The sequence below is a fragment of the Streptosporangium sp. CA-115845 genome (assembly GCF_050943795.1).
Lineage (GTDB): Bacteria > Actinomycetota > Actinomycetes > Streptosporangiales > Streptosporangiaceae > Streptosporangium.
On record NZ_CP191988.1, the window covers coordinates 4,765,827 to 4,788,699 of the forward strand.

The window sequence follows — 22,873 nt, forward strand, 5'->3', positions numbered from 1 at the left end:
GGGCGGGGCGGACGTCCGCAACGGCCCATGTAGTCCGGACCCCGGCCTTCACCTCGCCGGGGTCCGAGCGAGGAGCGGAGATGGTGGACCGGCTCGGCGCTCGTGCGCGGAAAGTACTCGTCCTGGCGGAAGAGGAAGCCAGGATGTGCAATCACAACACCATCAGAACCGAACACATCCTTCTCGGTCTGGTCCAGGCCGGAGGGATCGCCGGAGCACTGCTCGCGGAATTCGAGATCGACCTTGACGCGGTCCACGAGCAGGTGGAGAAGGTCCTCGGCAGAGGACAGGTCTTCTCCGCTGGGCGTCTACCGCTGAGTGAACAGGCCGTCGGCCTCCTGAAGCGCTCGTCGACCGAGGCCCTCCGCCTGGGGCAGGACGATATCGACACCGAGCACATCCTTCTCGGCATGCTCGGCGACGACGAGGACGCGGGATCGCTGGTGCTGAAGAGCCTGGGCGCCGATCCCGGGCGATTCAGGGACCGGGTCCTGGAGAAGCTCGACCAAGTGCCGCAACCGATCAGGGTGGCCGCGGGCCCGGTCCGGTCAGCGGACCTCCTGCTCGGCCGGTTCGGACGAAGCCTCACCGATGCCGCGAGGGCGGGGGAGCTCGACCCGGTCATCGACCGGGACGCGGAACTCGAGCGGCTCGTGCAGATCCTCCTGCGGCGGACGAAGAACAATCCCGTGCTTCTGGGTGAGCCGGGAGTGGGGAAGACCGCACTGGTCGAGGCTCTGGCCTGCCGAATGGTGCAGGGACAGGTGCCCGAGGAGCTTCGGGACAAAAGGCTGTACGCGCTGGACCTAGGCTCCATGATCGCAGGTGCGAGTCGGCGTGGGGTGTTCGAGGAACGCTTTCGGACCGTCCTTCGTGAGGCGAGCGACGACGGCGGAGTCCTGCTCTTCCTTGACGAAATCCACTCGCTCATCGGAGCCGGCGACAAGGCCGGCGGCCTCGACGCCTCCGCCATGGTCAAGCCGATGCTGGCGCGCGGCGAACTGCGCATGATCGGCGCCACGACACCGGAGGAGTACCGCACCTCCATCGCACGGGATGCGACTTTGGAGCGGAGATTCCAGCCACTGCGGGTCGAGCCTCCCACCGTGGCCGGGACCATCAGGATCCTCAAAGAACTGCGCGAGCGTTACGAGTCACACCATGGAGTCACCTTCACCGACGAGTCGTTGGTGGCCGCCGCCCGATTGACCGACCGGCACATCACGGGACGTTCTCTTCCTGACAAGGCCATAGACGCGATCGACGAGGCCGGCGCTCTGGCGCGTATCCGCGCATTGGCGGGACCGCCCGTCTCGGCAGCGCCACAGCGGGTGACAGAGGACCTTGTGGTCGAAGTCATCGCCGCTACGACGGGCATCCCACTCGAGCGGCTCACCGCGGAGGAACTGGCTCGCCTACGAGGGCTCGAAGCCGAATTGAGTAAGCGTGTCATCGGGCAGGACGCCGCTCTTGCCGCGGTGGGCGGCGCGATACGGCGGGCGCGAGCGGGCGTGGCCGATCCGGATCGCCCAGCAGGGTCGTTTCTGTTCGCGGGGCCGTCGGGCGTGGGGAAGTCAGAGCTTGCCAAGGCTCTCGCCGCTTTTCTTTTCGGCCACGACGACGCCCTCATCCAGATCGACATGAGCGAATACGGCGAGAGCCACGCCGTCTCCAAGCTCTTCGGGGCGCCCCCTGGCTACGTGGGATACGACCAAGGCGGCCGGTTGACCCGCCACGTTCGGGAGAAGCCCTTCAGCGTGGTTCTCTTCGATGAGATCGAGAAGGCTCATCCGGCCGTCGTCGACGTACTGCTCCAGGTCCTCGAAGAGGGGCGGCTCACCTCGGGAGATGGCCGCACGGTGACCTTCACGAGTGCGGTGGTCATCATGACCACCAATATCGGGACCAGAGAGGCCTACGGCGTCTCCGGCTTCAGTCCCGACGCCGGCTCCGAAGGTGGATCGCCGGCTCAGCGAACGCATGAGGTCGTCCACGCCGAACTCCGGCGGCATCTGCGGCCGGAGCTCCTCAACCGCGTTGACGACACCGTTGTCTTTTCTCCTCTTGGAAGAGAAGAACTGATGGCCATCATGGATGTGGCCATAGCCGGGGTCGCACAGCGGCTGCTCGACGGCACGGGGGCGATGCTCGAGGTATCGGCCGAGGCCAGGCGACTCCTTCTTGAGAAGTGCCGTGACCCTCTCCTGAACGCACGCCCTCTCCGCCGGATCGTACAGCGGGAACTCGACGACGCGCTCTCGACAGCACTGTTGAACGGGCGGCTACGCTCCGGTCACCGAGTGACGGTAGAGGTGGAAGGTGGCTCGACACTCGCCTTTAGTATCATCTAGCGCTTCATGCCGCGCTGCTCGGCTCTCATTCGGCCAGCTGACCCAACGACGACAGCCCGGCTGTGTTCACCATGCGCGCGACCCAGTTGAACTGGCATGCCGTCCACACAGCCTCCAGCAGTTGAGCGTCACTCCATCCGAGCCTCCTGGCCCGCTCGAAATCGTCATCGGTGATCCGGTAGGCCTGGTGCGTGATCGCTCGAGCGAGATGGAGGAGTACGCGCGTGGATTGAGGTAGCGGCATGTCGTCGATGTCGCTGCAGCGCAAGCTCTCTTCGAGACTCGGATCAGCGCTCACCAGGTGCAAGAAGAGCACGTGAGCGTCGACGCAGTAGCTGCATGACACCTCGCGCGCGACGAACGCCGCGATCAACTCCTTGACCTCACGATCAAGGAGTCCGTCCGAGAAGATCGAGCGGTAGCCGTCCCAGAAGACCTTGAGGAATTCGGGGCGCGTGCTCACCAGCTTGAACACATCAGGCACCAGCCCGAACCCGAAGTGAGCCCGCATTTCAGCGTAGAGCTCCGCCGTCGCGCCGACCGCGTGGCTCTCATTCATCACCGGCAGGCGAACACTCGTGCCGTCTGTTGTCATCTCCGCTCCCAAGATGTTGAACGCTCTTGCAATGTTCTATGTATAATTAAAGTACGGCACGCGGCGGGAGATCACCATGGGTCACATTCGGCGGAACTACGGCCAGTACTGCGGCCTTGCTTCGGCTCTGGACGTCGTGGGCGAGCGGTGGACCCTCCTCATCGTCCGAGAGCTGCTCCTGGGTCCTCGCCGCTATGGGGAGTTCCTCTCCGAGCTCCCGGGGATCGGCACCAATCTGCTGGCCGAACGCCTGAAGAACCTGGTCGAGCTGGGTGTGATCACTAAGCCCGAGTCGCGTGAGCATGGCTACGAGCTCACCGAGCTCGGGCGGCAGCTTCGGGAGCCCGTCCTGCTGCTGGCCCGCTGGGGCATGTCGTTCCTGGGTGCGCCCGATGACGGGCTCGAGATACGACCGCACTGGGGCTTCCTCGCGGTCCAGGCCATGATCGACCCTGAACTGGCGTCGGACATGGACGAGGCCTATGAGTTTCACGTCGATGATGTGGTCTTCCACATCGCGGTGACGGGGCGGGTGCCGCAGGCGGTGGAGGGCCCGTACGCCGGTCAGGCAGCCGTGATCGCCCGCACGGACGCGAAGACGTTCGTCGAGATCGGCGCCAAGCGCCTGAGCCCTTTCGAGGCGCTGGCCTCGGGCAGGTTGTCGCTGCTGGGGGAGACTGACGCGGTCATCCGGTCCAGCGTGCTCCTCGGCTTGATGCCCGCCACGGCGGCTCCGATGGCGTCGTCCGCGCACTGAACTCCCAAAACTATCGGATTAAGTAGCCGGTTCCGTCTTGCCGGCCGACTTCTTTGAGTGGCCGAGCGCCAGGCCGGTTTCTCCTGTCTGCGCATACGTGTGCCCTCATTGAATGGGGATCCGGCCTGGATTGCAATGCTTGACTATATATCTCTAAAGTTGTCTACTTTGGGGAGTTGGTAGAACTTCGCCCCGCGTTCGCGGGCCGTGGGAACTCGCCCTTGTGACGGCCTGCCGCGGCGGCTCCGTGGGTGCCGTGCACCCGTCTCCAAAGGAGAGACCATGCCGCACATCGCCATGTCCCCTGAGCTCGCTCCTGGCACGCCGGGCCTGTTCCAGTACCGTCCCGAGACCGGCCGTCCTCTGGGCGAACTCGCTGAGGTGCTCCTTCGCAATCCGCACTCGCTGAGCCGGGGTTACCGCGAGCTCATCGCGGCCTACGTCTCGGTGCTGAACCAGTGCAAGTTCTGCAGCTCTACTCACTCAGAGGTCAGCGCGGCCCAGATCGGCGGCGGCCGGTCACTGGTCGACAAGGTGATCGGCGACCTCGACAGCGCTCCGATCTCGCCCAAGCTCAAGGCGCTCATCACCATCGCCGGCGCCACCACGCGAGGCGGTCACGAGGTGACCGATGCGATGGTGGACGTCGCTCGCCAGACCGGGGCGACGGACACCGAGATCCATGACACGGTACTCATCGCGGCGGCCTTCTGCATGTTCAACCGCTACTGCGACGGGCTGGCCGCCATCGTCCCCGACGACCCTGCCGCCTATGTCGGCATGGCGCAAATGATCATCAACGACGGATACCGGATGTGCGCGACCGGCCACTAGATGGCCTTCAGACGGCGGCCGCCCGGCATGCGATCACGCGGCTACCGCGCGATCGCATGCCGGGCGGCCGCGCACCGTCCAGCCGTTCGACGCTCATCCGGAAAGGGCTGTCATGAGCGACACCACCCCGTCTGCTGTACGTCTCACCACTCTGTCGCCGGGCGCCGGTTGCGCCTGCAAGCTCCCTCAGTCATCCCTCGAACAACTCATGACCGGTTTTGGAGTGTTTCCCGACATTCGCGGCCCCGAAATGATCGTGGGCCTATCGGAAGGCGACGACGCGGCGGTCATCCAGCTGGACTCCGGCCAGGCCCTCATACTCACCACCGACTTCTTCACCCCGATCGTCGACGATCCCTATGACTGGGGCCGCATCGCCGCGGCGAACGCGCTCTCCGATGTCTACGCCATGGGAGGCCGGCCCCTCGTCGCACTCAACCTGGCGGCGTGGCCGGGTGACAAGCTTCCGTTGAGCATGCTCGCCAGCGTGATGAAAGGCGCCGCGGTGACGGCCGCCTCTGGTGGCTGCTCGGTCGTTGGCGGCCACACCATCAGTGATCCTGTGCCCAAGTACGGCATGGCGGTTCTCGGCCTGGCCACACCGTCACGCTTGCTCACCATCGACCGAGCAAGAGCGGGCGACGATCTGGTCCTGACGAAGCCGCTTGGCACTGGCGTGGTGGTCACCGCGCTCAAGCAGGGTGCCGCAGGCCGCATGACCGTCGAAGAGGCGGTCGCGTCGATGGTCACGCTGAACGAGGCCGCCAGCGAGGTGGCCGTCTCCACGGGAGTGAGAGCGGCAACCGATGTGACCGGATTCGGCCTTCTTGGTCACCTGCACAGGATGCTCAAGGCCAGCGGCGTCGCGGCAGATCTGGACGCGGACCGGGTACCACTCCTTCCCGATGCACGCGAGCTGGCGGCCAAGGGGTACGTACCAGGTGGCACTCACGCCAACATGGACTTCCTGCGTGACTGGGTCCAGATCGGCGTCGCGGTGGACGACGAGGTGGCCATCCTCTTGCACGACGCTCAGACCTCGGGCGGCCTGCTGATGTCGGTGCCAAGCCCGTCGAGCGGTCTCCTTGACCGTTTGCGGCGGCACGGCGTCGCTGCCGCGGTGATCGGCCAGGTGATTCCGGGTCCTCCCGGCCGGATCAATGTCCGGGCGGGCGTGTGACGACCAACAGATCAGGACGTTGTTCTCTTCCTGGAGGCGAAGGTCATGAGCGGAGACCCACGACGAGCCCTGCCCAAGATGGATACCGTCCTCGCTCACCCGCAGATCACCGAACAGATGCGCATCTGGGGGCGGCACCTCCTGACCGAGATGGCGCGACGGGCGCTGGATGACGCCCGCCAAGCCGTCCTTGATGGGCGTCCGCTGCCGCCGTTGGACGACATAGCGGCTGCGGTCACGCGGACCGTCGAGCTGCTGACGGTCGGCCGGGTCCAGGAAGTCATCAACGCCACCGGGGTTGTCCTCCACACGAACCTCGGTCGCGCGCCGCTGTCGGAGGCCGCTCGCGAGGCCGTGCTCGCCGCCGCCGGCTACTCCACCGTGGAATTCGACCTGAAGACCGGTGGCCGCGGCAAGCGAGGGGGCACGGCCAACGCGCTCCTGAGAGAGCTCACTGGAGCCGCCGGCGCGATGGCGGTCAACAACGCCGCCGCAGCGCTCTTCCTCGCCCTCGGCGCCTTCGCCCGCGACCGCGAGGTGATCGTCTCCAGGGGAGAGCTGGTCGAGATCGGGGGCGAATTCCGAATCCCCGCCATCATGGAGGCGGCAGGAGCGCGCCTGGTCGAAGTCGGATCGACCAACCGGACCCACCTGTCTGACTACGTCAATGCCATCAACGAGCGCACCGCCATGCTCATGGTGGTACACCCCTCCAACTATCGCATTGAGGGCTTCACCGCCCAGCCCGCGGTATCGGACCTTGTCGTCGTAGCACGCGAGGCCGGTGTCCCTCTGCTCCATGACATCGGCTCCGGCCTCCTTCGCGGTCGTATGGGGGATGAGCCGACCCTTGAGGACAGTCTCAAGGCTGGGGCGAACCTCGCCGTCTTCTCTGGAGACAAGCTCTTTGGCGGCCCGCAGGCCGGGATCATCGTGGGTGACGCGTCCCTCGTACAGAGGCTCGCCCGTCATCCCATCGCGCGCGCTGTGCGCATCGACAAGCTGACACTCGCCGCGCTGGAGGCGACACTTCTGGCGCACCTGTCGGGGCGCCGGCACGACCTTCCGGTGTTGCGAATGCTCGGCATTTCGCTGGAGGAGCTGCGGACTCGCGCCGAGCGGTTGGCGCGTGAGCTCGGGGCGCAGGCTTCCGTACGAGAAGGCACGGGCATGGTGGGAGGCGGCAGCCTTCCGGGGGGGCGATTGCCCACGGTCGTCATCGAGATCAAGCCACGCGCCGTGACTGAAACGGCCATGGTCGGCAGGCTCCGAGCCGGTGATCCTCCCGTGATCGTGCGCGCTGAACGGGGAAGAGTCATCGTCGACCTGCGCACGGTGCCACCTGCGGAGGACGTGCGGATCGCGACGAGTCTGCTCAAGGCGATGTGCTGACGCGCGCGGCGGAGGAGGCGATGGCGCACAGCGGTGTGATCCGAGGCGCGGCACCTGGGCGAGGCGCCGTCGTGCCTCTGGACGCAGCCTGATCTATGACCTGTTGGGCCTGGGCCTGACTCGCCGGGTTGTGGAATCCACCCGCACGGTGTGCCCTTTGTCGTCGAGGTACTCAAGGAGAGGAATCGCGACCCTACGAGTCGTGTCCAGCACACTCCTGGCCTCGCTGGCCGTGAACGGCTGACGGAGCCTGCTGAGAATCTCGACAGCCGCCGACTCCGCGTTCAGCGGCAGCACGACGCCTTCAGCCAGTCTGAGCAGGGCGCCGACGCGGGAAGCGGCGATGACCGCCTTCGAGGTCAGGCCCAACTCAACCAGCCGAGCCGCATCGGGGGCGCGGAAAGGGGCTCCGGCGAGCTCGTCCTCGAGCCGACGGACGGCAGCGGCCACCGCCTCAGGCAGTTGGGGCTTGCCGGCGGGCCGGTGGATGCGGCCCGTCTCCACCCGCATCGGGGGCTGGACGAGCGCCTCCACCAGGCGTCGGTCGGGGAGGCCGAGCATCTGCTTGGCGATATCCATGGGCAGGGACGGAGCCAGGGGATTCTGCTCGGCGTATTCGCCGACAAATTGTGTGAGTCGCCTGCCGAGAGTCGCCCACTGGTCATGGTCGACCAGCCATTCGCCGGCCGCCGGGTGGCCCTCCGCCTGGCGGCCCATGAGGGTGAAGTCCGACTTCTTGAGGTACTGATGCCTGCGCAGGAGCTCACGCGCGGTCGGCTCCTCTGGCCATGAAGCCAACTCTAGGCCTGCCGCCGCGGCTGCCCCTCGGCGGCTGAGGGACGGAGGTCCGACGTCGAGCACTGTCACTCCCGCGACACGGCGTGAGCCAGGGTCCCGCAGAATGGCGCGATCGCCGACATGGAAGGGAGTGGCCTGCGCCAGGGTCAGGCGCGCGAACTCCCTGCCGAGACGCCGTACTCTGACGGCCACCGCGGCGGATCCGATGTGCAGAATGCATTCGCGGCCAACGTCTTCAGTGGTCAGCCCACGTAGCCGTATATCCAACGACCGCGTCGTCGTCCACTGATCAGGAGTGGTGAGTGCCATCCCTCGTGCGGTGTCTGAGAGCTCGACTCCTTTGAGGTTGAGCGCTACCCGGGCGACGCCCGAGGTGGACGTCACCTTCTGCTTGAGGGACTCCAACCCGCGGACCCTTACCCGGCGGCCCGACGGGCTCAACACCAGCTCGTCACCTACCGAGACTGTGCCGTCGGGGAGAGTGCCGGTGACGATCGTGCCCATGCCTTTGACGGTGAACACGCGGTCGATCCACAGTCTGACCGGCGCGTCGAGCCGTGCGGGGGGAAGGCCGGAAACCAGTCTGTCCAGGGCCTTCACCAGGTCATCGATGCCTGCGCCGGTCGTGCTGCTCACGGTGACGGATTCGATGTCCGCTAAGCAGGTTCCCGCGATCTCGGAGCGCGCCTCCTCTACCGCGAGAGATGGGTCGGCGCGGTCCGATCGCGTGACGACGAGCAATCCATGAGCCATGCCCAGGGCATCGATCACTGCCAGGTGCTCGGCCGATTGCGGCATCCAGCCCTCGTCGGCGGCGACCACCATCATGACCGCGGGCACAGGGCCGACACCGGCCAGCATGTTGGTCACGAATCGCTCGTGTCCGGGCACATCGACGAAAGCCAGTGATCGCCCGGATGGAAGGGTCCGCCAGGCGAATCCCAGGTCGATCGTCAGTCCTCGCCGGCGCTCCTCGGCCCAGCGGTCCGGCTCCATCCCCGTGAGCGTCCGGACGAGCGTGGACTTGCCGTGATCCACGTGGCCAGCAGTCGCGACGACGTGCATGCGTGTTTCCCATCGCTCGAGAGTCCCGGCGAGGACCTGTAGCGGAGGCGAACGGGAATCGAACCCGCCAGCGACGTGAACGCCGCCCCATCGGTTTTGTAGACCGGGAGGGCCACCAGGCACCCAACGCCTCCATGGACTAACTAATGATATCTATAGTCCAAAGTCAACTCTTCGAGTACGTGATCGGCGAAATTCTCGCTCGACCCTACCGCTACGTCGGTATTCAAAAGCTATTTTGTTCTTCAGAGTGCTGAAGTGGGTCGATTCGGCCGGAAGCTCTTGACTATATGAATTTAAAGCGATCCACTGTGGATATCGACGCTCAGTGTTCTGAGCTTGCTCGGACGGGTGTCCTGATCAGCTGCCCAGGTTGGGAGAGAAGCATGACCATCGCTGACCGTGCGCTGTCGACGACGTCGCCCGACGTCGGCCCCCTGCTCGAGGAGTACCGAGAGCAGTTCATTCCCGTCGCCATGGACTACCTCGAGAGGAGGATCAGCGCCAACGAGCTGCGCCGCCTGTGGAAGCCTCACTACCTAGGTCCCTTCCACCAGTACGACCTGACTGTGGAGCAGGCGTGGCGGCAGGAGAGCGGCTCGACTGGCCGGCTGGAGTCCGGCGGCCCTCCGGCTGACCCTCACTACGAGACGCCGCTCGCGCACTTCCCGGTGAGCGTTGCCTACAACAACCTCGATCGGCTGATCGAGGTGCTGGCGATCGAGCTTGGCGACCAGACGGTCGACAAGACCCGGATCCGCGAGCGCACGGTCGACTTCGCGCACGTCATCGACTCGCTCGATGCACTCATGGCGTCACTCGACAACTGACGGGTGTCGCTGGGCAACCCCGCTCCATCGCTCTCACTCGAAAGGTTGAACTGTGAGCGAACCGTTCAGAATCCTGCAGCAACTTCTCGACAGGGGGGTCGCGGCCGATATCGACGCCGCCACCCTCTCGTCGGCGGAGGTTGTGAAGGGTCACGCGTCGGCATGGGGAGGGCCGGGGAACCTTTACCCGATCCGCCCTTACACGCTGACACCGTCGGCCCTTGAGGTCTTCATCGTCCGCGAGCGCATTCACGTGCGTATCGACGGTCTCGGTGAGGACATCGTCGACCTCCACGGCATGGCGATCTACCGTCGCCACGACCCGCACTCCGCCACCGACCTGGACTGGGCCAGTTCGACGATCACGGCTCAGTTCCTGTCGCTCCAGGTGACGGGGCACAGCGAGATCTTCGGCCAGGTCAAGGTCTCGAACACTCCCAGTAAGTCGGAGGGAGCGCGGGTTAAGCCGAGTCCGGCGCCCGATGATGGGACAACGATGCCCATCAAGGACTGTATCACCATGATCTATCCTCGGTTCGAGGTAGAGCAGCTCGGCACGACCGTTGACACCGGCGACCAGGTGGTCCGTCTGGAGTCGCGGGTCGCGATGGTCCCGCCGATCGGGGACGTGTCGCGTACTTCCAGGTCCTACGCACTGTATGACGGCGAAGGTCGTCAGCTCGGCGAGTTGATCGCCGCCGACATCGAGATCGGGAACCTGCTCCACCACGTTCCCATCACCAGCGCGGTGGTGCCCGCCGAGCTCGCCAGACTCCTGGCGTAGGCACCGAGACGATGAATGACGTGCGCGTTGAAGGGCCGGCCCGTGCGAACTTTCGCGCGGGCCGGCTCGAATCTTATGCATTCAGCGTTGAAGCGACGATCGGGCAGAACCCCATGCGATACCTCTTCGCCCGGCGCTTCACCGACGGAGCCGCGAGTGCGATCACCGCGATCTTTGTCTTGAAGCCCGACGTGCTCTTCGGTACCTATGTCTGGATTGAGGAGAGCCTCGATCCAGCCTCATGTCAGATTCACACCTATTTGCCAACGATGAAGAAGCCGATTCAGGTTGTGGATCGGCTGATGTTCGACTGCCTGCCCCTGACGGACATCGGCTACCTGGACCTCATGGCTTGGCCGCACCCGGTACTGCAACTCAGTGCGGCCGACAGCTGCCCGCCTGTCGAGGGACGCAATCGGGCGGAGAAGCGCTGTTACACCGGGTCGTCCTCGCTGGCGGGACTCCATGTGGCGGAGTTCGTCACCCCCCGCCATGGGCTCGTGGTGACGAGAGTGGTGAGCCACAGGGGCCGGCAGGTAAGGCGCTGGGATGCCTTGGAACTGGGCAGCGTCGGGGAAGACCGGCTGCCTCGACGCGTACGGGTCGCTCGGCTCGAAAGCGGCCATCACACCGATTTCACCCGGACCAGCGGAGTCGTGGCTGTACCTGCCGGCGGATTCGACACTCCGCCGGAGATGCTCCGCGAGGTGGTGGAACAGCACCTGAGTGAAGAAGAGGGGTGAGCGCGCATGCCCGGCCTGTCGGCTGCCGCCGGTGTCGCTGGAAGAATGCTTCACGTGACCGTGACGGTCGCCTCAGCGGTACCTCGTCTGCTGCTCGTGGCTGCGTCGGCTCCGCGGCAGGACAGGCGGGCGCGCCTTTCCCTGGAGATCGCTGATTTGATCGAACGACTAGGCGGTGCGTTCCTCAAAGCCGGCCAGCTGCTGGCCACCCGGGTCGATCTCGTCGGCGCCGAGTTGGCGGGTGCGCTGGGCCGGTTGCACGACAAGGTGAAGCCGATGAGCGCCGAGCAGGCGCGGCTGACGGTAAGTGCCGCGTTCGAGACGGTGCCGGTCGGCATTGAGGTCGCCTTGCGGACCCCTCCGGTGGCCAGTGGCTCCATCGCGTGTGTGTACCGGGCACGCTATGACGGGACCGACGTGGCGGTGAAGGCGCGGCGTCCCGACGTGGCCCGGCGCTTTGCCGCCGACATCGCGATCGTGGGGTTCCTCGCCAGGATGGCCGCGCGGCTGCCGATGTTGCGGCGAGTGCCGCTGGTGGAGATCGTCCATCAGGTAGGAATGTCGCTAGCCGCTCAGATGGACTTTCCACGGGAAGTCGAGCATCTCCGGAGGCTCCGTGACGCCCTCGCCGACTTCCCCGACATCGTGGTGCCCGCGGTGCTGGAGGAGCTGTCGTCCGATGGCGTCATCTCCATGGAGTACATCCCAGGGCTCGACCGCTCGGCGGCTGACGGGCTTCCGGCCGAGACGAAAGAGGCCGGAGTGTCCTGCCTGGTACGGGCGGTTTACCACATGCTTTTCGTCCAGGGGTTCATTCATGTAGATCTACACCAGGGAAACGTCTATCTTCGGGCCGACGGCACCGTGGTCATTCTGGACGCCGGATTCATGTTCCAGTTGAGCGAAACGGCGCGGACGAGATTCACCGAATTCTTTGCCGGAATGATTCGCGGCGATGGCGAATTCTGTGCCGATATTCTGCTGTCGACTGTGCGTCGCATCGAAAAAAGTGCGGATGTCTCGGTGTTCAAACGGGATGTCGCCGATCTGGTGGTAAGGAGCACGGGGGCGGTCGCCAAGGACTTCGAGCTGGCGGCATTCTCGGTCGAGCTGTTCGACCTGCAGCGAAGGAACCGCCTGTTCGCGGAGCCCGAGTTCGTGTTCCCGCTCCTCTGCCTGCTGTCACTCGAGGGCGCGGTACGGCGACTCCATCCGCTGATGAATTTTCAGCTGGAGGCGGCTCCCCACGTCATGCATGGACTCCTCTTGACAGATGCCATTGTTACGTAGCGAACATTCTTTGTCACGCGAAGGAATTCGGAACAGGGACTTGACAGGGCTATTGTCGCCATAGACTATTACTATACATTTATAAAGTTTATATCCGCCGCACGGTATTTGATTCGCCTTGGGCCTCGCTTGTCCTGATCAGCTGGGAGCGTTGCATGTCCGCGCGAGAATTTCCGCGACAAGCACCACCGATCAGCGGTTCCGTCGCAACCCTGTGTCTCACGGCTTTCGTGGTGATGGTCGACACCACCGTCGTGCAGGTGATGGTGCCGGACCTTGTGCTCGTTGCCGAGGGGAATCTGGATCAGGCGCTCTGGGCTGTCAACGGCTTCGTGCTGACCTACGCGGCACTCTTGATCACCGCCGGTCGTCTCGGCGGCCTTCGTGGCCCGAGAACTCTTCTCCTGGCCGGGCTCGTGGTCTTCGCGATGGCATCCCTGGCATGTGGCCTGTCCTCGTCGGTGGCGCAACTCATCGCCGCCAGGTTGGCGCAGGGCGTAGGTGGCGCTTTGATCGTTCCGCAGAGCCTCACCATCATCGCGACGGTGTTTCCAAAGGAGCGGCGTGGGGTGGCTCTCGGCGTCATCAGCGCGACCATGGCACTGGCGGCGATCATCGGCCCGGTAGGAGGGGGATTGATCGTCAGCACCTGGGGCTGGCGATGGGTGTTCCTGGTCAATGTGCCGATCTGTGTTGTCGCGATGGCACTGACCCTTGTGTGGGTGCCCAATGCCGCGGTAGCGCCGCGGCAGGCGCTCGACTGGCCCGGCGTGGCATTGGCGACGGCGGGCCTCGCGGCGATCACCTACTCACTGATCGGCAGGAGCGAGTTCGGGTCCGTGTTCGCGGTCGCCGGTGCCCTTCTGCTCGTGTTGTTCGTCTGGTGGGAGCGGCGATACGAGGCGCCGTTGATGCCGACCGTCTTGTTTCGCCAGCGTGCCTTCAGCATCGCAGGGTGGCTGGCCTGCGTGCAGTTCCTGGTGCTGTCCGGGCTCATGCTCGTCGTCAGTCTCCATGTGCGAGGGCCACTCGCCGGCAGTGTGATCGACACCGCTCTGGCCTTCCTGCCCATGGCTGTCATGGCAGGCCTCGTGTCCCCGTTCGCGGGCGCGATCACCGATCGAGTGGGAGGGCGCCTGGTCATCATCGCCGGACAGTCGGCGATGGGCATCGGCGTGGCGGGCTTCGCCGTCCTTGCCGCCGAACCGGCTCCGCTCGCGCTGCTTGCCCTTCCCCTGGGATTGGTGGGATGCGGTGTCGGACTGGTGATGGCGCCCGCCAGTGCCGAAGCGGTCAATGGACTCCCGCCTGCTCTCGTCCCAGCGGCGTCCGGCGTGCTCAACACGGGCAGGCAGGTAGCCGGTTTGCTCGGTGTGGCGATCACGGGGGCGCTCCTTCAGACCGGCCCGTCTGCAGGACCCGGGGTTCTCGGTGGCACCCCGACCACGATCGCGCTCAGTCTTCTGGCGGGTATCGCGCTGGTGGCCGCGGCGAGCGGCTGGCTGCTCAGAGCACGACCTGCCCAATCAGAAGTCCTCCCGGCGACGTCCGGGACCTCCTGACCTGAATGCGTTTTTCCGCCCGCCCGCCCGCCCGCCCGTCACGTCTCATCGAGTTTCGAGGAGATCATCACCATGCGCCAGTGTCTGGACGAACGCCAGCGATCGCTTCTAGCGCTCACCGACAAGGTGATTCCCGCGCTGACCGGGCGAGCGCGACACCACGATCGAGACAATACGTTCCCGCACGACAACTACAACGACCTGCGCGACGCCGGGCTCATGAGACTGACGGTCCCTGAAGAGCTAGGGGGTCTCGGCGCGGACCAGCAGGACATGCTGCTGGTCCTGGAGCAGCTGGCGGCCGCGGACGGCGCCACGGCGTTGGCCTACGCCATGCACGTCGCGCCGCTCGGTTCCTGGGGGCTGATCTGGCGCCGTACCGGTGCTCCGCCGCTCGAGCAGGTCCTGCGGCTCGCGGCGATGGGGCACCTCACATTGGCGGCGATCGCCAGTGAGATCGGGACGTCGAACCTGTTCACCGACGCCAAAACGGCCGCTACCCGTGTCGACGGCGGCTTCCTGCTCCATGGTCGCAAGAATTTCGGAACCAACAGCGCGGTGGCGACCATGTGGGCGACCACCGCGCGCTACGAGGATCCCGAACTGGGGCCTCGGCTCCTGGTCCTGCTCGTGGATCCCAGCAGCAAGGGAATCACGATCGAGCAGACCTGGGACACGCTCGGCATGCGAGCCACCCAAAGCAACGACGTGGTCTTCGACGGCCTCTTCGTTCCTGACCAAGGTGTCGTCCAGTCGATCCCGATGGGTCATTTCGATGTTCAGGTTCTGGAGACGATCATCTGCTGGACCGCTCCCAGCTTCGGCGCCGTCTACACGGGGGTCGCCGCAGGGGCCCTGAACTGGGCCGTGGAGCAGGTCCGCCGGCGAGGACTCGAGGGCGATGCCCGCGTCCAGGACGCCATCGCGGATGTCGAGATCGCATTGGAGGTAAACCGCAGCGTGCTGCACCGCCATGCGGCAGAGGTGACGAGCGGGCGGTTGACCAGCCAGCTCAGCGTGCAGGAAGGGCTGGGCAGGTGCGCCTTCGTCAAGAACGTCTGCACGAACAACGCCGCGGCGATCATGACTCGCCTGGTCGACGTGGTCGGAGGAGCGGCCTACAGCCGCGCACAGCCCTTCGAACGCATGTGGCGGGACATACAGGCTGGACTGATCATGCCCATCAACAACCGCACGGGTAAGGAGCTGATCGGCGCGAGCACGCTCGGGATAGCACTGGCTCCCGTCGCCCCGCCGCCTTCATTCCCGGGTGCGGCTCCTGCGACGGGGGCCGGGCAGAGATGAGACGGAGAGGAATGGCCATCACGGCCCTGACGTCGCTGCTGCTCCTTGCCATCGGCTGTGGCTCAGGTGACCACGAGTATCGGAACGGCATACCGACGACCCTGCGGGTGGGGATCATCCCCAACATCTCGCCGGAGAATCAGCGAGCGCAGTACGAGCCCTTCCGCGCCTACCTGGCAGACAGGCTCAAGACCGATGTCGAGCTCTTCGTGGCGACCAACTACGCGGGCGTGGTGTCCGCACTGGTCGCCAAGAAGCTCGATGTTGCTTACCTGGGCGGGTTGACCTACGTCCAGGCCGAGGCGCAGGCGGCGGTGGTTCCGTTCGTCACCGAGGTGGACCAGGAGACAGGTACGCCTGAGTACCTGTCGGCGGTGGTGGTGAAGGCGAGTTCGCCGTACAAGTCGACCAAGGACGTGGTGACAGCGGGAGGGACGTTCGCCTTCGGCGACGTCAGTTCCACGTCGGGCAGTCTGTACCCACGCGTCATGATCGTCGATGCGGGAGCCCGCTGCGATGTCGGCGATCTCGCCGCCTGCCCGCCGCTCTCGTCGGTCTCGTTCACCGGCGGTCACGACGCCACCGCGCAGGCCGTGCTGTCCGGCGGAGTGGACGCGGGCGGGATGGAAGTCCGGATCCTGCACAGGCTCGAGAAACAGGGCAGCGTGCCGAAGGGAGCGCTCAGAATCGTCGAAACGCGCCAGGTGATGGGCTACCCATGGGTGACGAGTCCCGATCTCAACGCCACGTCTCGCAAGGCGATCACGGACGCGTTCCTCGCCATCCGTGACCCGAAACTCCTGGACCTGATGCGAGCCAAGAGTTATGCGGCGGTGACGGCCGCGGACTATGCGGAAGTCCGTCAGCACGCCAAAGCGCTCGGACTGCTGACTGCGGCACGAGGGCAGTGATGAGCTCCAGAGCCGTCGAGATCGAAGTCTCTGGCGTTCAGGTGGTCTTCGCCGGCCGGGCGGTCCTGGACGACGTGACTCTCAAGGTCGGCGCCGGCGAACGGATCGCCCTGCTCGGCCCATCGGGCGCGGGAAAGACGACTCTCCTCCGCGTGATCGTCGGAGCCGTTCGTCCGGCACGAGGTCGTGTCGGCATCGACGGCTCCAGCCCCTTCGGCCGCCGGACGGAGGTGACCCGGTTGCGAAGAGCCATCGGGTGTGTGCGCCAGCGAGACGACCTGGTGCCGGGGCTTACGGCCAGGACGAACATCCTGGCCGGGGCCGCATACCAATGGCGGCCGCGCGACTGGGCGTCGATCCTCGTCGGTGTCGTTCCGGGGCGATTCGCCGGCAGGCTTGCGGAACTGGCGCATCGGCATGAGATCGAGCACACGCTCGGCAAGCGGGTGGAGCACTTGTCGGGAGGCGAGCGTCAGCGCGTGGCCCTGGCACGAGCCCTGTTCACCCGGCCACGCCTGCTCCTCGCCGACGAGTGCACATCAGGTCTCGATCCGGTACGGGCCGCCGTCGCCCTTGGGCACCTCAGAAACAGCGGCGCGACGCTGGTGGCCACCACCCATGACCTGAACGTGGCCAGATACTGCGACCGGGTCATCGCACTGCGCGAGGGAAAGGTGGTCTACGACGGTTCCCCACCGGATAGCGAGGAGATCGAGCGCATCTACGGAACCGTCGACCCGGCGGAGTTGGTCATATGACGACGGACGACTTACCGGTCCGATCTGGGCGGCCCTCACGCAGATCTTTGCGCCTGCTGGTGGTGGCGGCGATTGTGGTGGCCATCTCCTGGTCGCTCGTAGGCACCGAGATCGGGTTGGGCTCTCTCATCCAGGGGCGGGCCGGAGCCGTACAGATGATCTCTGGGCTCTTCCCGCCGGATCTCGACGCCGTGCTTCTGTCGAGGGTGCTGAACGCGGCCGTGGAGACCTTGCAGATGTCGATCGCGGCGCTCCTCCTGGGAGCGATGATCGGTCTCCCGCTCGCGGTGCTGATGGCGGCGAACGTACAGGCACCCAGGTGGCTCGCCATGGCCGCCCGCGGGGTCGCGACCCTGCTGCGAAGCGTGCACGAGTTGCTGTGGGCGCTGCTGTTCGTGGCGACTGTGGGGCTGGGCCCGGCTGCGGGCGTGTACGCCATCGCTCTCCATTCGGCCGGAGTGATGGCCAAGCTCTGCTCGGAGCAACTGGAAGCCGTGGACGCAGGGCCCGTGGAGGCCATGCGGCTCACCGGCGGGGGAAGGGCGACGACCGCGCTGCTCGGCATCATCCCGCAGGCACGGGCACATCTCGCCTCCCAGGTGCTCTATCAGTGGGAATGCAACATCCGCAGTTCCGTGGTCATCGGATTCGTCGGAGCCGGCGGTATAGGCCAGGCGCTCGGCATAGCCCTGCACCTGTTCCGCTACCAGGAACTTGCCACCCTGGTGGCTTCCGTCGTGATCCTGGTCATCGGGGTCGACAGGATCTCAAAGGTCTTCCGGAGCCGTCTGGGTGCGGCCTCCGGGCGCACGAGCGACCGCAGGTCGCGTCCCTACCGATCACTCCTTGAGAGGAGCTCCAGATGAGGTTCCTGTTCGTCCTGCACGACGCGCCGTACGGAAGCGAACGGACGTACAACGGCATCCGGTGGGCCAGGCAGATGCTCGACGAGGACGGCAACGAGGTCAAGGTCTTCCTCTTCGGCGACGCCGTGGCATCGGCGATGGCTGGGCAGAAGACACCAGACGGCTACTACAACGTCGGACACATGATCAAGGGCCTGGTGTCCAAGCAGGCAGAGGTCGGTTGCTGCGGTGCGTGCCTCGACGCTCGCGGGATCAGCGAGGACAGCGTCGCCAGAGGGGCGCGTAGGTCCTCCATGAAGGAGCTCGCCCAGTGGACCACCTGGGCGGACCGGACGATCAACGTGTGACCGCCTCCGAAACAGGGACCGGCCGGATACGCCCGCCGCGGAGTATCCGGCCGGAGTGTGTCAGCCCAGGCTTGCCATCGAGCGAATGGCCCGATCGACTTCCTGAGGGTTGGTGACGATGCTCGGACCGAACCGGACGAAGGACTCCCTGTAGGGCGTCTCCGCGGCCGAGACTCCTTGCTCGCTCAGCTTCCGCACGACGGCCTCGGGCTTCAGGCCATCGACCGAACAGCAGATGATCCCCGCGGACAGCTCGGCGGAGCGAGGCGTCACAAGGCGCACGTGCTCCATATCGGCCAGGCCTGCCTTCAGCTGATCGGCCTGCGAACGGATGCGGGCGGCGATGCGGTCCAGGCCGATGCTCTGATGGAACTCCACAGCCTTGGCCAGCGCCCACCGATGTTCGAAGGTGTGGTATCCGCCCGGCGTGGCCAACTCGCCGGGAGCTCCTTTCGGTGCCTGACCTGACAGCCATCCGATGAACGCCGGCATCGAGAAGCTGGGTACGACCGGCTGGAACCGGGCCCACGCCGCCGGGCTGCCCCAGATGAAGCCGGTGCCGCGAGGTCCGAAGAGCCATTTGTGCGTCGAGGTCATGAAGAAGTCGCAGCCTAGGTCCTTCATCTTCACGTTCTCGGCCGCGAAGCCGTGCACGCCGTCGACACACAGTAGGACGCGGTCGGCCGTGTCGCGCTTGGCGTTGATCTGGGCCAGGGCGTCAGCGATCGCCTTGACGGGCAACTTCAGCCCTGTGCTCGAGTGCACCCAGGTCACGGCCATGATGCGAGTCCTGCCAGTGACGGCGGCGCGCAGCTTCGCCACCAGTTCACCGGACCGGGCACGGGCGGGGTCGTCGTAGAGCTTCACCGTCTTGACCACGGCTCCGCCGGCCCGCGCGCGAAGGCGGAGCGATTCGTGGGTGGAGTAGAACTCGTGCTCTGTGGTCACGATCTCATCGCCCGGCTTCAGAGTCAGTCCGCCGTACACCACACCGATGGCCATGGTCGCGCTGTCAGTGAGGGCGACCTCCTCGGCCTTGGCGCCGATGTACCCGGCGAGGGCCTGCCGCACGTGATCACTGCGCTCGAAGTCCTGCATGCCCATGCCGTACTGCTGAGGGAAGGAATCCAGGCCGTCGCGGAACTCTTTGATCGCCGCTGTCACCGGGGCGGGATGCGAGGCGAGCATGAACGCGGAGAAGTGCGCGAGACGGCGCGTGAGGGGGAACTGGTCGCGTACCGACTCCCAGTCGTGGGGGTCCAGCCGTGGGGCGGCCTCAGCGGTCTTGGGAGTGGGAGTGCCGGCTTGCGCCGTGGTGCACCCTGCGGTGAGCACACCCGCCGTGGTGAGGACGCTACCGCGGAGCAGCTCCCTTCTCCCATACCTGTTTCCCATAGTGTCGCTGGGAGCTTCCTGAGTCGATCGATAGGTGTAATCGGCCATGATGCCTCCTGTGCACAGCTTGCAGCAGTGAAGGAGCTATATTTTTCTAAAGCTTAGCATTGAGGTCAGTAGAGCCAAAGACGTGCTCTGGTAACTCTCGCCCGAGATGTCGAAATGTCCCCCTCCTCATTCGTCTTCTTATGAGGAGGTGCCCACGTGAGATATGCGCTTGTGTTCCGCGACGCCGGTGCGGCCGAGGCGGTCTGGGAAGTGATGAGCGACGATGAGCAGGACAAGGCATCCGACCAGATCGGCTGCTGGTTCGTTCGCCATGCTGATCGCATCCGGCACAGCCGTCACCTCAGGTCGGTGGTGACCGCGACGACTCTCCGCTGGTCGGCGGGCGAGAAGGCATCCTTGGTCGACGGTCCCTTCGGGAGCGAGTCCGCCGCCGTCAGCGGCTACATCGAGGTCGAGGTGACGCGGCTGGAAGAAGCCATCGACATGCTGCGGAACTGGCCGTTCGACACGCTGGTCGAGATCCGCGCGATCGCGTGAGTCGATCACTCAGCGGTGCGTCAGAGTTTCCCGCATACGTACTGCGACCACTACGCCGGAGGCCACGGTGATTCCAGCGATCACCCAGATAGCCGCGCGGACGCCGTACAGATCTGCCAGCACCCCGGCGAGCACGGCGCCTACCGCGAAGCCCCCATCACGCCATAGCCGGTAGACGCCTACAGATCGGGCACGCCACGAGGGATGGGCGACATCGCCCACGGCGGCAAGCAGGGTCGGATACACCATCGCGGTGCCTACGCCGATCAACGCGACGGCGATCAACCAGCCTATGAAGTCGTTTACCGAGGCGACCATCACAAGCGCCAGTCCCTGCACGAGCATGCCGCCTGTGATGAGGTGTTTACGCCCGATGCGGTCGGAGGCTGCGCCGGTGATCGTCTGGCCGGCGCCCCAAACAGCGGGTAGCACGGCTGTGAGCAGACCGATTTCCGGCAGACTGAGGCCGCCTGCGGCGAAGAGGATGGGAAACAGCCCCCACGCGAGACCGTCGTTGAGGTTGTTCACCATGCCTGCCTGGCTTACCGCTGACAGGGACGGATCCTTGAAGCTCGTCGTGAGAAAGATCTGCCAGGTTCGCAGCCCCTCACCATGGGTGAGACCGCCCTCAAGACGAGCGTGCCCGCGTGTCTCCTTCACCAGGAACACGGAAAGGCCGAGGCCGAGCGCGGCATAGGAAAGGCCGAGCAGGAAGGGGGCCGGCCGTAGGCCATACCGCTCGGCCAGGTAGCCGGTGACCAACGCGGTGATGGCGACCGCGACATAGCCGGCCGCCTCGTTGAAGCCCATGGCCAGCCCGCGACGCTGCGGGCCGACCAGGTCGATCTTCATGATGACCGTCGTCGACCAGGTCAGCCCTTGGTTGATGCCCAGCAGCACGTTGGCTGCGACGATCCACTCCCAGTTCGGTGCCCAGATCAACAGCACCGGGATCGGCAGGCCGACGAGCCAGCCCGCGATCAGAACCGGCTTCCTGCCGAAGCGATCTGACAGCGTGCCGGCGAAGAAGTTGCTCGCCGCCTTGGTCGCGCCGAAAGCGACGATGTAAGTGAGGATCGCGGTGTAAGCCTGGACGGCGAACGTCTCTTCGGCCAGTAGCGGCAGGACGGTCCGCTCCTGTCCGAGCATGCCGCCGACCAGTGCGTTCACGGCCACGAGCAGGACGAACTGGGCGAGGTTGGCGCGCAACCCAAGCTGAGCTGCATCGGTCATTGATCGCGCTCCAGCGGGAGGCTGGTGATCCGCGACCAGTCATCTGGTCCGCCGGACAGGATCGCCACGTGACGATGCCCGGTACGGCGGAGCAGGCTGGCCGCGGTGGCCGCACGTTCACCGTGACCGCACATGACCACCAATGGCTCATCACCCAGATCAGTGTCAGCCAGTTGGCCGAGTTCCACATGACGGGCACCGGGAAGGTGTCCGTTGTGGAACTCGGTGGCCTGGCGTACGTCCAGGATCTGGGTATCACCGATGTGGTCAGGGCCGATGACGTCGATCGTGCCGGCGGCTCTGTGCCAGTGATCGACCAACTCGCCCATCAACTTCTCATGGCCGATCTTCAGGGACTGCCAGACGATCTCCTCTGGGTCCTGTTCGGGGTTGCGAACGACGACAAACGGCTGGGAAGCAGGCACGACCCAGCCGAGCCAGGTTGCGAACTGCGCGCGCAACGGGATGGAGACCGCTCCCGAGACATGGCCTCGGGCGAAATCCAGGACGGGACGGACGTCGACGACCATGGCTCCCGCTCCGAGCGCCGCGTCGAGGTGACTGGGGCGGAGGGATACGTGGGAGGAGAGAATCCCCGGGCCGCGCCGATTGATCTCCGGCAGCCTGGAGAAATAGGCCGGATAGGTGCCAAGCCCCTCGATCAGCCGCCGCGCGAACACCTCCGGATCTGCGATCCCCATCAAGGGATTCTTTCGCTTCTCGTTGCCGATGGTGGAAGTGCGCTCGGCACTGGGAGGTGCCGAGCAGAAGGATCCCGCGCCATGCGTCGGCCACACACCGACCTCATCCGGCAGTCGGCTCAGCCGCTGCAGGGAGGCGTGCTGGGCATGGGCCAGCGTGACGGTCTGATCTGGTGACACGAGGTCCGTCCGAGCGGCGGCACCCACGATCAGGGACCCGCCGGTGAACACACCCAGCGGCGCGTCGCCGTCCAGAAGGAGGAAGGACAGGTGCTCCGCCGTATGTCCTGGAGTCGCCAGGGCCCGCAGGGTCAACCCGCCCAGGTCGACTTCGTCCTCGTCGCGGAGCGCTGAGTGTGGGTAGTCCCGCTCACCGGCGGCGGAGGCGAGCACTGTCGCCCCGGCGTCGTGAGCGAGCTGGAGCGCGCCGGAGAGGTAGTCGGCGTGCAGGTGCGTGTCTGCCGCGAACGCGATGGTCAAGCCACGATGTTCGGCGGCACGGCGCACTTCCCGCAGGTCTCGGGGAACGTCCACGGCGAGGGCGCGCCCGTCGCCCAAGGCCACCAGATATGAGGTGTTGCCGAGTCCTTCATCGACGAGCGGGATCAACTGCGATGGCGAAAAGCCCAC

21 protein-coding genes and 1 tRNA gene are annotated in these 22,873 nt (G+C 65.6%); 16 read left to right on the forward strand and 6 right to left on the reverse strand.

Features of this window, described 5'->3' with window-relative positions:
- The first annotated feature begins 80 nt into the window (after positions 1–80).
- Entirely contained in the window at positions 81–2,351 is a 2,271-nt protein-coding gene (locus ACQP0P_RS23935) for an ATP-dependent Clp protease ATP-binding subunit (RefSeq protein ID WP_433381142.1), read from the forward strand.
- A 25-nt stretch (positions 2,352–2,376) separates the two neighbouring features.
- On the opposite strand, the gene ACQP0P_RS23940 is transcribed toward ACQP0P_RS23935, so the two are convergent.
- Entirely contained in the window at positions 2,377–2,946 is a 570-nt protein-coding gene (locus ACQP0P_RS23940; RefSeq protein ID WP_433381145.1) for a carboxymuconolactone decarboxylase family protein, read from the reverse strand.
- A 76-nt stretch (positions 2,947–3,022) separates the two neighbouring features.
- Between ACQP0P_RS23940 and ACQP0P_RS23945 the strand changes: the two genes are divergently transcribed.
- The 4 genes from ACQP0P_RS23945 to selA all read left to right on the forward strand — a co-directional run bounded on the left by ACQP0P_RS23945 (position 3,023) and on the right by selA (position 7,109).
- Positions 3,023–3,703: a winged helix-turn-helix transcriptional regulator gene (locus ACQP0P_RS23945; protein WP_433381148.1), complete on the forward strand. Its 681-nt coding sequence runs from the start codon at positions 3,023–3,025 to the stop codon at positions 3,701–3,703.
- Positions 3,704–3,985: 282 nt separating this feature from the next.
- Positions 3,986–4,537, forward strand: coding sequence for a carboxymuconolactone decarboxylase family protein (locus tag ACQP0P_RS23950; RefSeq protein WP_433381151.1), 552 nt, complete (start codon positions 3,986–3,988; stop codon positions 4,535–4,537).
- A 112-nt stretch (positions 4,538–4,649) separates the two neighbouring features.
- A complete protein-coding gene (gene selD, locus ACQP0P_RS23955) occupies positions 4,650–5,717 on the forward strand; it encodes a selenide, water dikinase SelD (RefSeq protein WP_433381154.1) in 1,068 nt (355 codons plus the stop codon).
- A 117-nt stretch (positions 5,718–5,834) separates the two neighbouring features.
- Positions 5,835–7,109, forward strand: coding sequence for an L-seryl-tRNA(Sec) selenium transferase (gene selA / locus ACQP0P_RS23960; RefSeq protein ID WP_433382032.1), 1,275 nt, complete (start codon positions 5,835–5,837; stop codon positions 7,107–7,109).
- A gap of 93 nt (positions 7,110–7,202) precedes the next feature.
- Here selA and selB read toward each other — a convergent pair whose 3' ends face one another.
- Both selB and ACQP0P_RS23970 read right to left on the reverse strand, forming a co-directional pair.
- Positions 7,203–8,972 (reverse strand): selenocysteine-specific translation elongation factor, encoded by a 1,770-nt coding sequence (gene selB, locus ACQP0P_RS23965; protein WP_433381157.1) that lies wholly within the window; start codon positions 8,970–8,972, stop codon positions 7,203–7,205.
- Between the two features lie 42 nt (positions 8,973–9,014).
- Positions 9,015–9,106, reverse strand: a tRNA-OTHER gene (locus tag ACQP0P_RS23970).
- 252 nt (positions 9,107–9,358) lie between these two features.
- Here ACQP0P_RS23970 and ACQP0P_RS23975 point away from each other — a divergent pair.
- From ACQP0P_RS23975 to ACQP0P_RS24020, 10 genes are all read left to right on the forward strand, one after another.
- A complete protein-coding gene (locus tag ACQP0P_RS23975; RefSeq protein WP_433381160.1) occupies positions 9,359–9,802 on the forward strand; it encodes a hypothetical protein in 444 nt (147 codons plus the stop codon).
- Between the two features lie 52 nt (positions 9,803–9,854).
- A complete protein-coding gene (locus ACQP0P_RS23980) occupies positions 9,855–10,586 on the forward strand; it encodes a DUF6073 family protein (RefSeq protein WP_433381163.1) in 732 nt (243 codons plus the stop codon).
- Positions 10,587–10,597: 11 nt separating this feature from the next.
- Entirely contained in the window at positions 10,598–11,329 is a 732-nt protein-coding gene (locus tag ACQP0P_RS23985; RefSeq protein ID WP_433381166.1) for a hypothetical protein, read from the forward strand.
- A gap of 54 nt (positions 11,330–11,383) precedes the next feature.
- Positions 11,384–12,619, forward strand: coding sequence for an ABC1 kinase family protein (locus tag ACQP0P_RS23990; RefSeq protein ID WP_433381169.1), 1,236 nt, complete (start codon positions 11,384–11,386; stop codon positions 12,617–12,619).
- A 236-nt stretch (positions 12,620–12,855) separates the two neighbouring features.
- On the forward strand, positions 12,856–14,181 hold the full coding sequence (locus ACQP0P_RS23995; RefSeq protein WP_433382035.1) for an MFS transporter: 1,326 nt from the start codon (positions 12,856–12,858) through the stop codon (positions 14,179–14,181).
- A 72-nt stretch (positions 14,182–14,253) separates the two neighbouring features.
- Entirely contained in the window at positions 14,254–15,486 is a 1,233-nt protein-coding gene (locus ACQP0P_RS24000) for an acyl-CoA dehydrogenase family protein (protein WP_433381172.1), read from the forward strand.
- Between the two features lie 11 nt (positions 15,487–15,497).
- Complete coding sequence (locus ACQP0P_RS24005; RefSeq protein WP_433381175.1) at positions 15,498–16,397, forward strand: phosphate/phosphite/phosphonate ABC transporter substrate-binding protein; 900 nt, start codon at positions 15,498–15,500, stop codon at positions 16,395–16,397.
- On the forward strand, positions 16,397–17,155 hold the full coding sequence (locus ACQP0P_RS24010) for a phosphonate ABC transporter ATP-binding protein (protein ID WP_433381178.1): 759 nt from the start codon (positions 16,397–16,399) through the stop codon (positions 17,153–17,155). The genes ACQP0P_RS24005 and ACQP0P_RS24010 overlap by 1 nt, the downstream gene beginning before the upstream one ends.
- Positions 17,156–17,202: 47 nt before the next feature.
- On the forward strand, positions 17,203–18,021 hold the full coding sequence (phnE, locus tag ACQP0P_RS24015) for a phosphonate ABC transporter, permease protein PhnE (RefSeq protein ID WP_433381181.1): 819 nt from the start codon (positions 17,203–17,205) through the stop codon (positions 18,019–18,021).
- Positions 18,018–18,368, forward strand: a complete 351-nt coding sequence (locus ACQP0P_RS24020; protein ID WP_433381184.1) for a DsrE/DsrF/TusD sulfur relay family protein — start codon at positions 18,018–18,020, stop codon at positions 18,366–18,368. The genes phnE and ACQP0P_RS24020 overlap by 4 nt, the downstream gene beginning before the upstream one ends.
- Positions 18,369–18,428: 60 nt before the next feature.
- Here the strand turns inward: ACQP0P_RS24020 and ACQP0P_RS24025 are convergent, their stop codons facing one another.
- Positions 18,429–19,763 carry an aminotransferase class V-fold PLP-dependent enzyme gene (locus ACQP0P_RS24025; protein ID WP_433381187.1) on the reverse strand — a complete coding sequence of 445 codons (1,335 nt, stop codon included), beginning with the start codon at positions 19,761–19,763 and terminating at the stop codon, positions 18,429–18,431.
- 204 nt (positions 19,764–19,967) lie between these two features.
- Between ACQP0P_RS24025 and ACQP0P_RS24030 the strand changes: the two genes are divergently transcribed.
- On the forward strand, positions 19,968–20,309 hold the full coding sequence (locus ACQP0P_RS24030) for a YciI family protein (protein WP_433381190.1): 342 nt from the start codon (positions 19,968–19,970) through the stop codon (positions 20,307–20,309).
- A gap of 9 nt (positions 20,310–20,318) precedes the next feature.
- Here ACQP0P_RS24030 and ACQP0P_RS24035 read toward each other — a convergent pair whose 3' ends face one another.
- Both ACQP0P_RS24035 and ACQP0P_RS24040 read right to left on the reverse strand, forming a co-directional pair.
- Complete coding sequence (locus tag ACQP0P_RS24035; protein ID WP_433381193.1) at positions 20,319–21,542, reverse strand: MFS transporter; 1,224 nt, start codon at positions 21,540–21,542, stop codon at positions 20,319–20,321.
- Positions 21,539–22,873: an MBL fold metallo-hydrolase gene (locus tag ACQP0P_RS24040; protein ID WP_433381196.1), complete on the reverse strand. Its 1,335-nt coding sequence runs from the start codon at positions 22,871–22,873 to the stop codon at positions 21,539–21,541. The genes ACQP0P_RS24035 and ACQP0P_RS24040 overlap by 4 nt, the downstream gene beginning before the upstream one ends.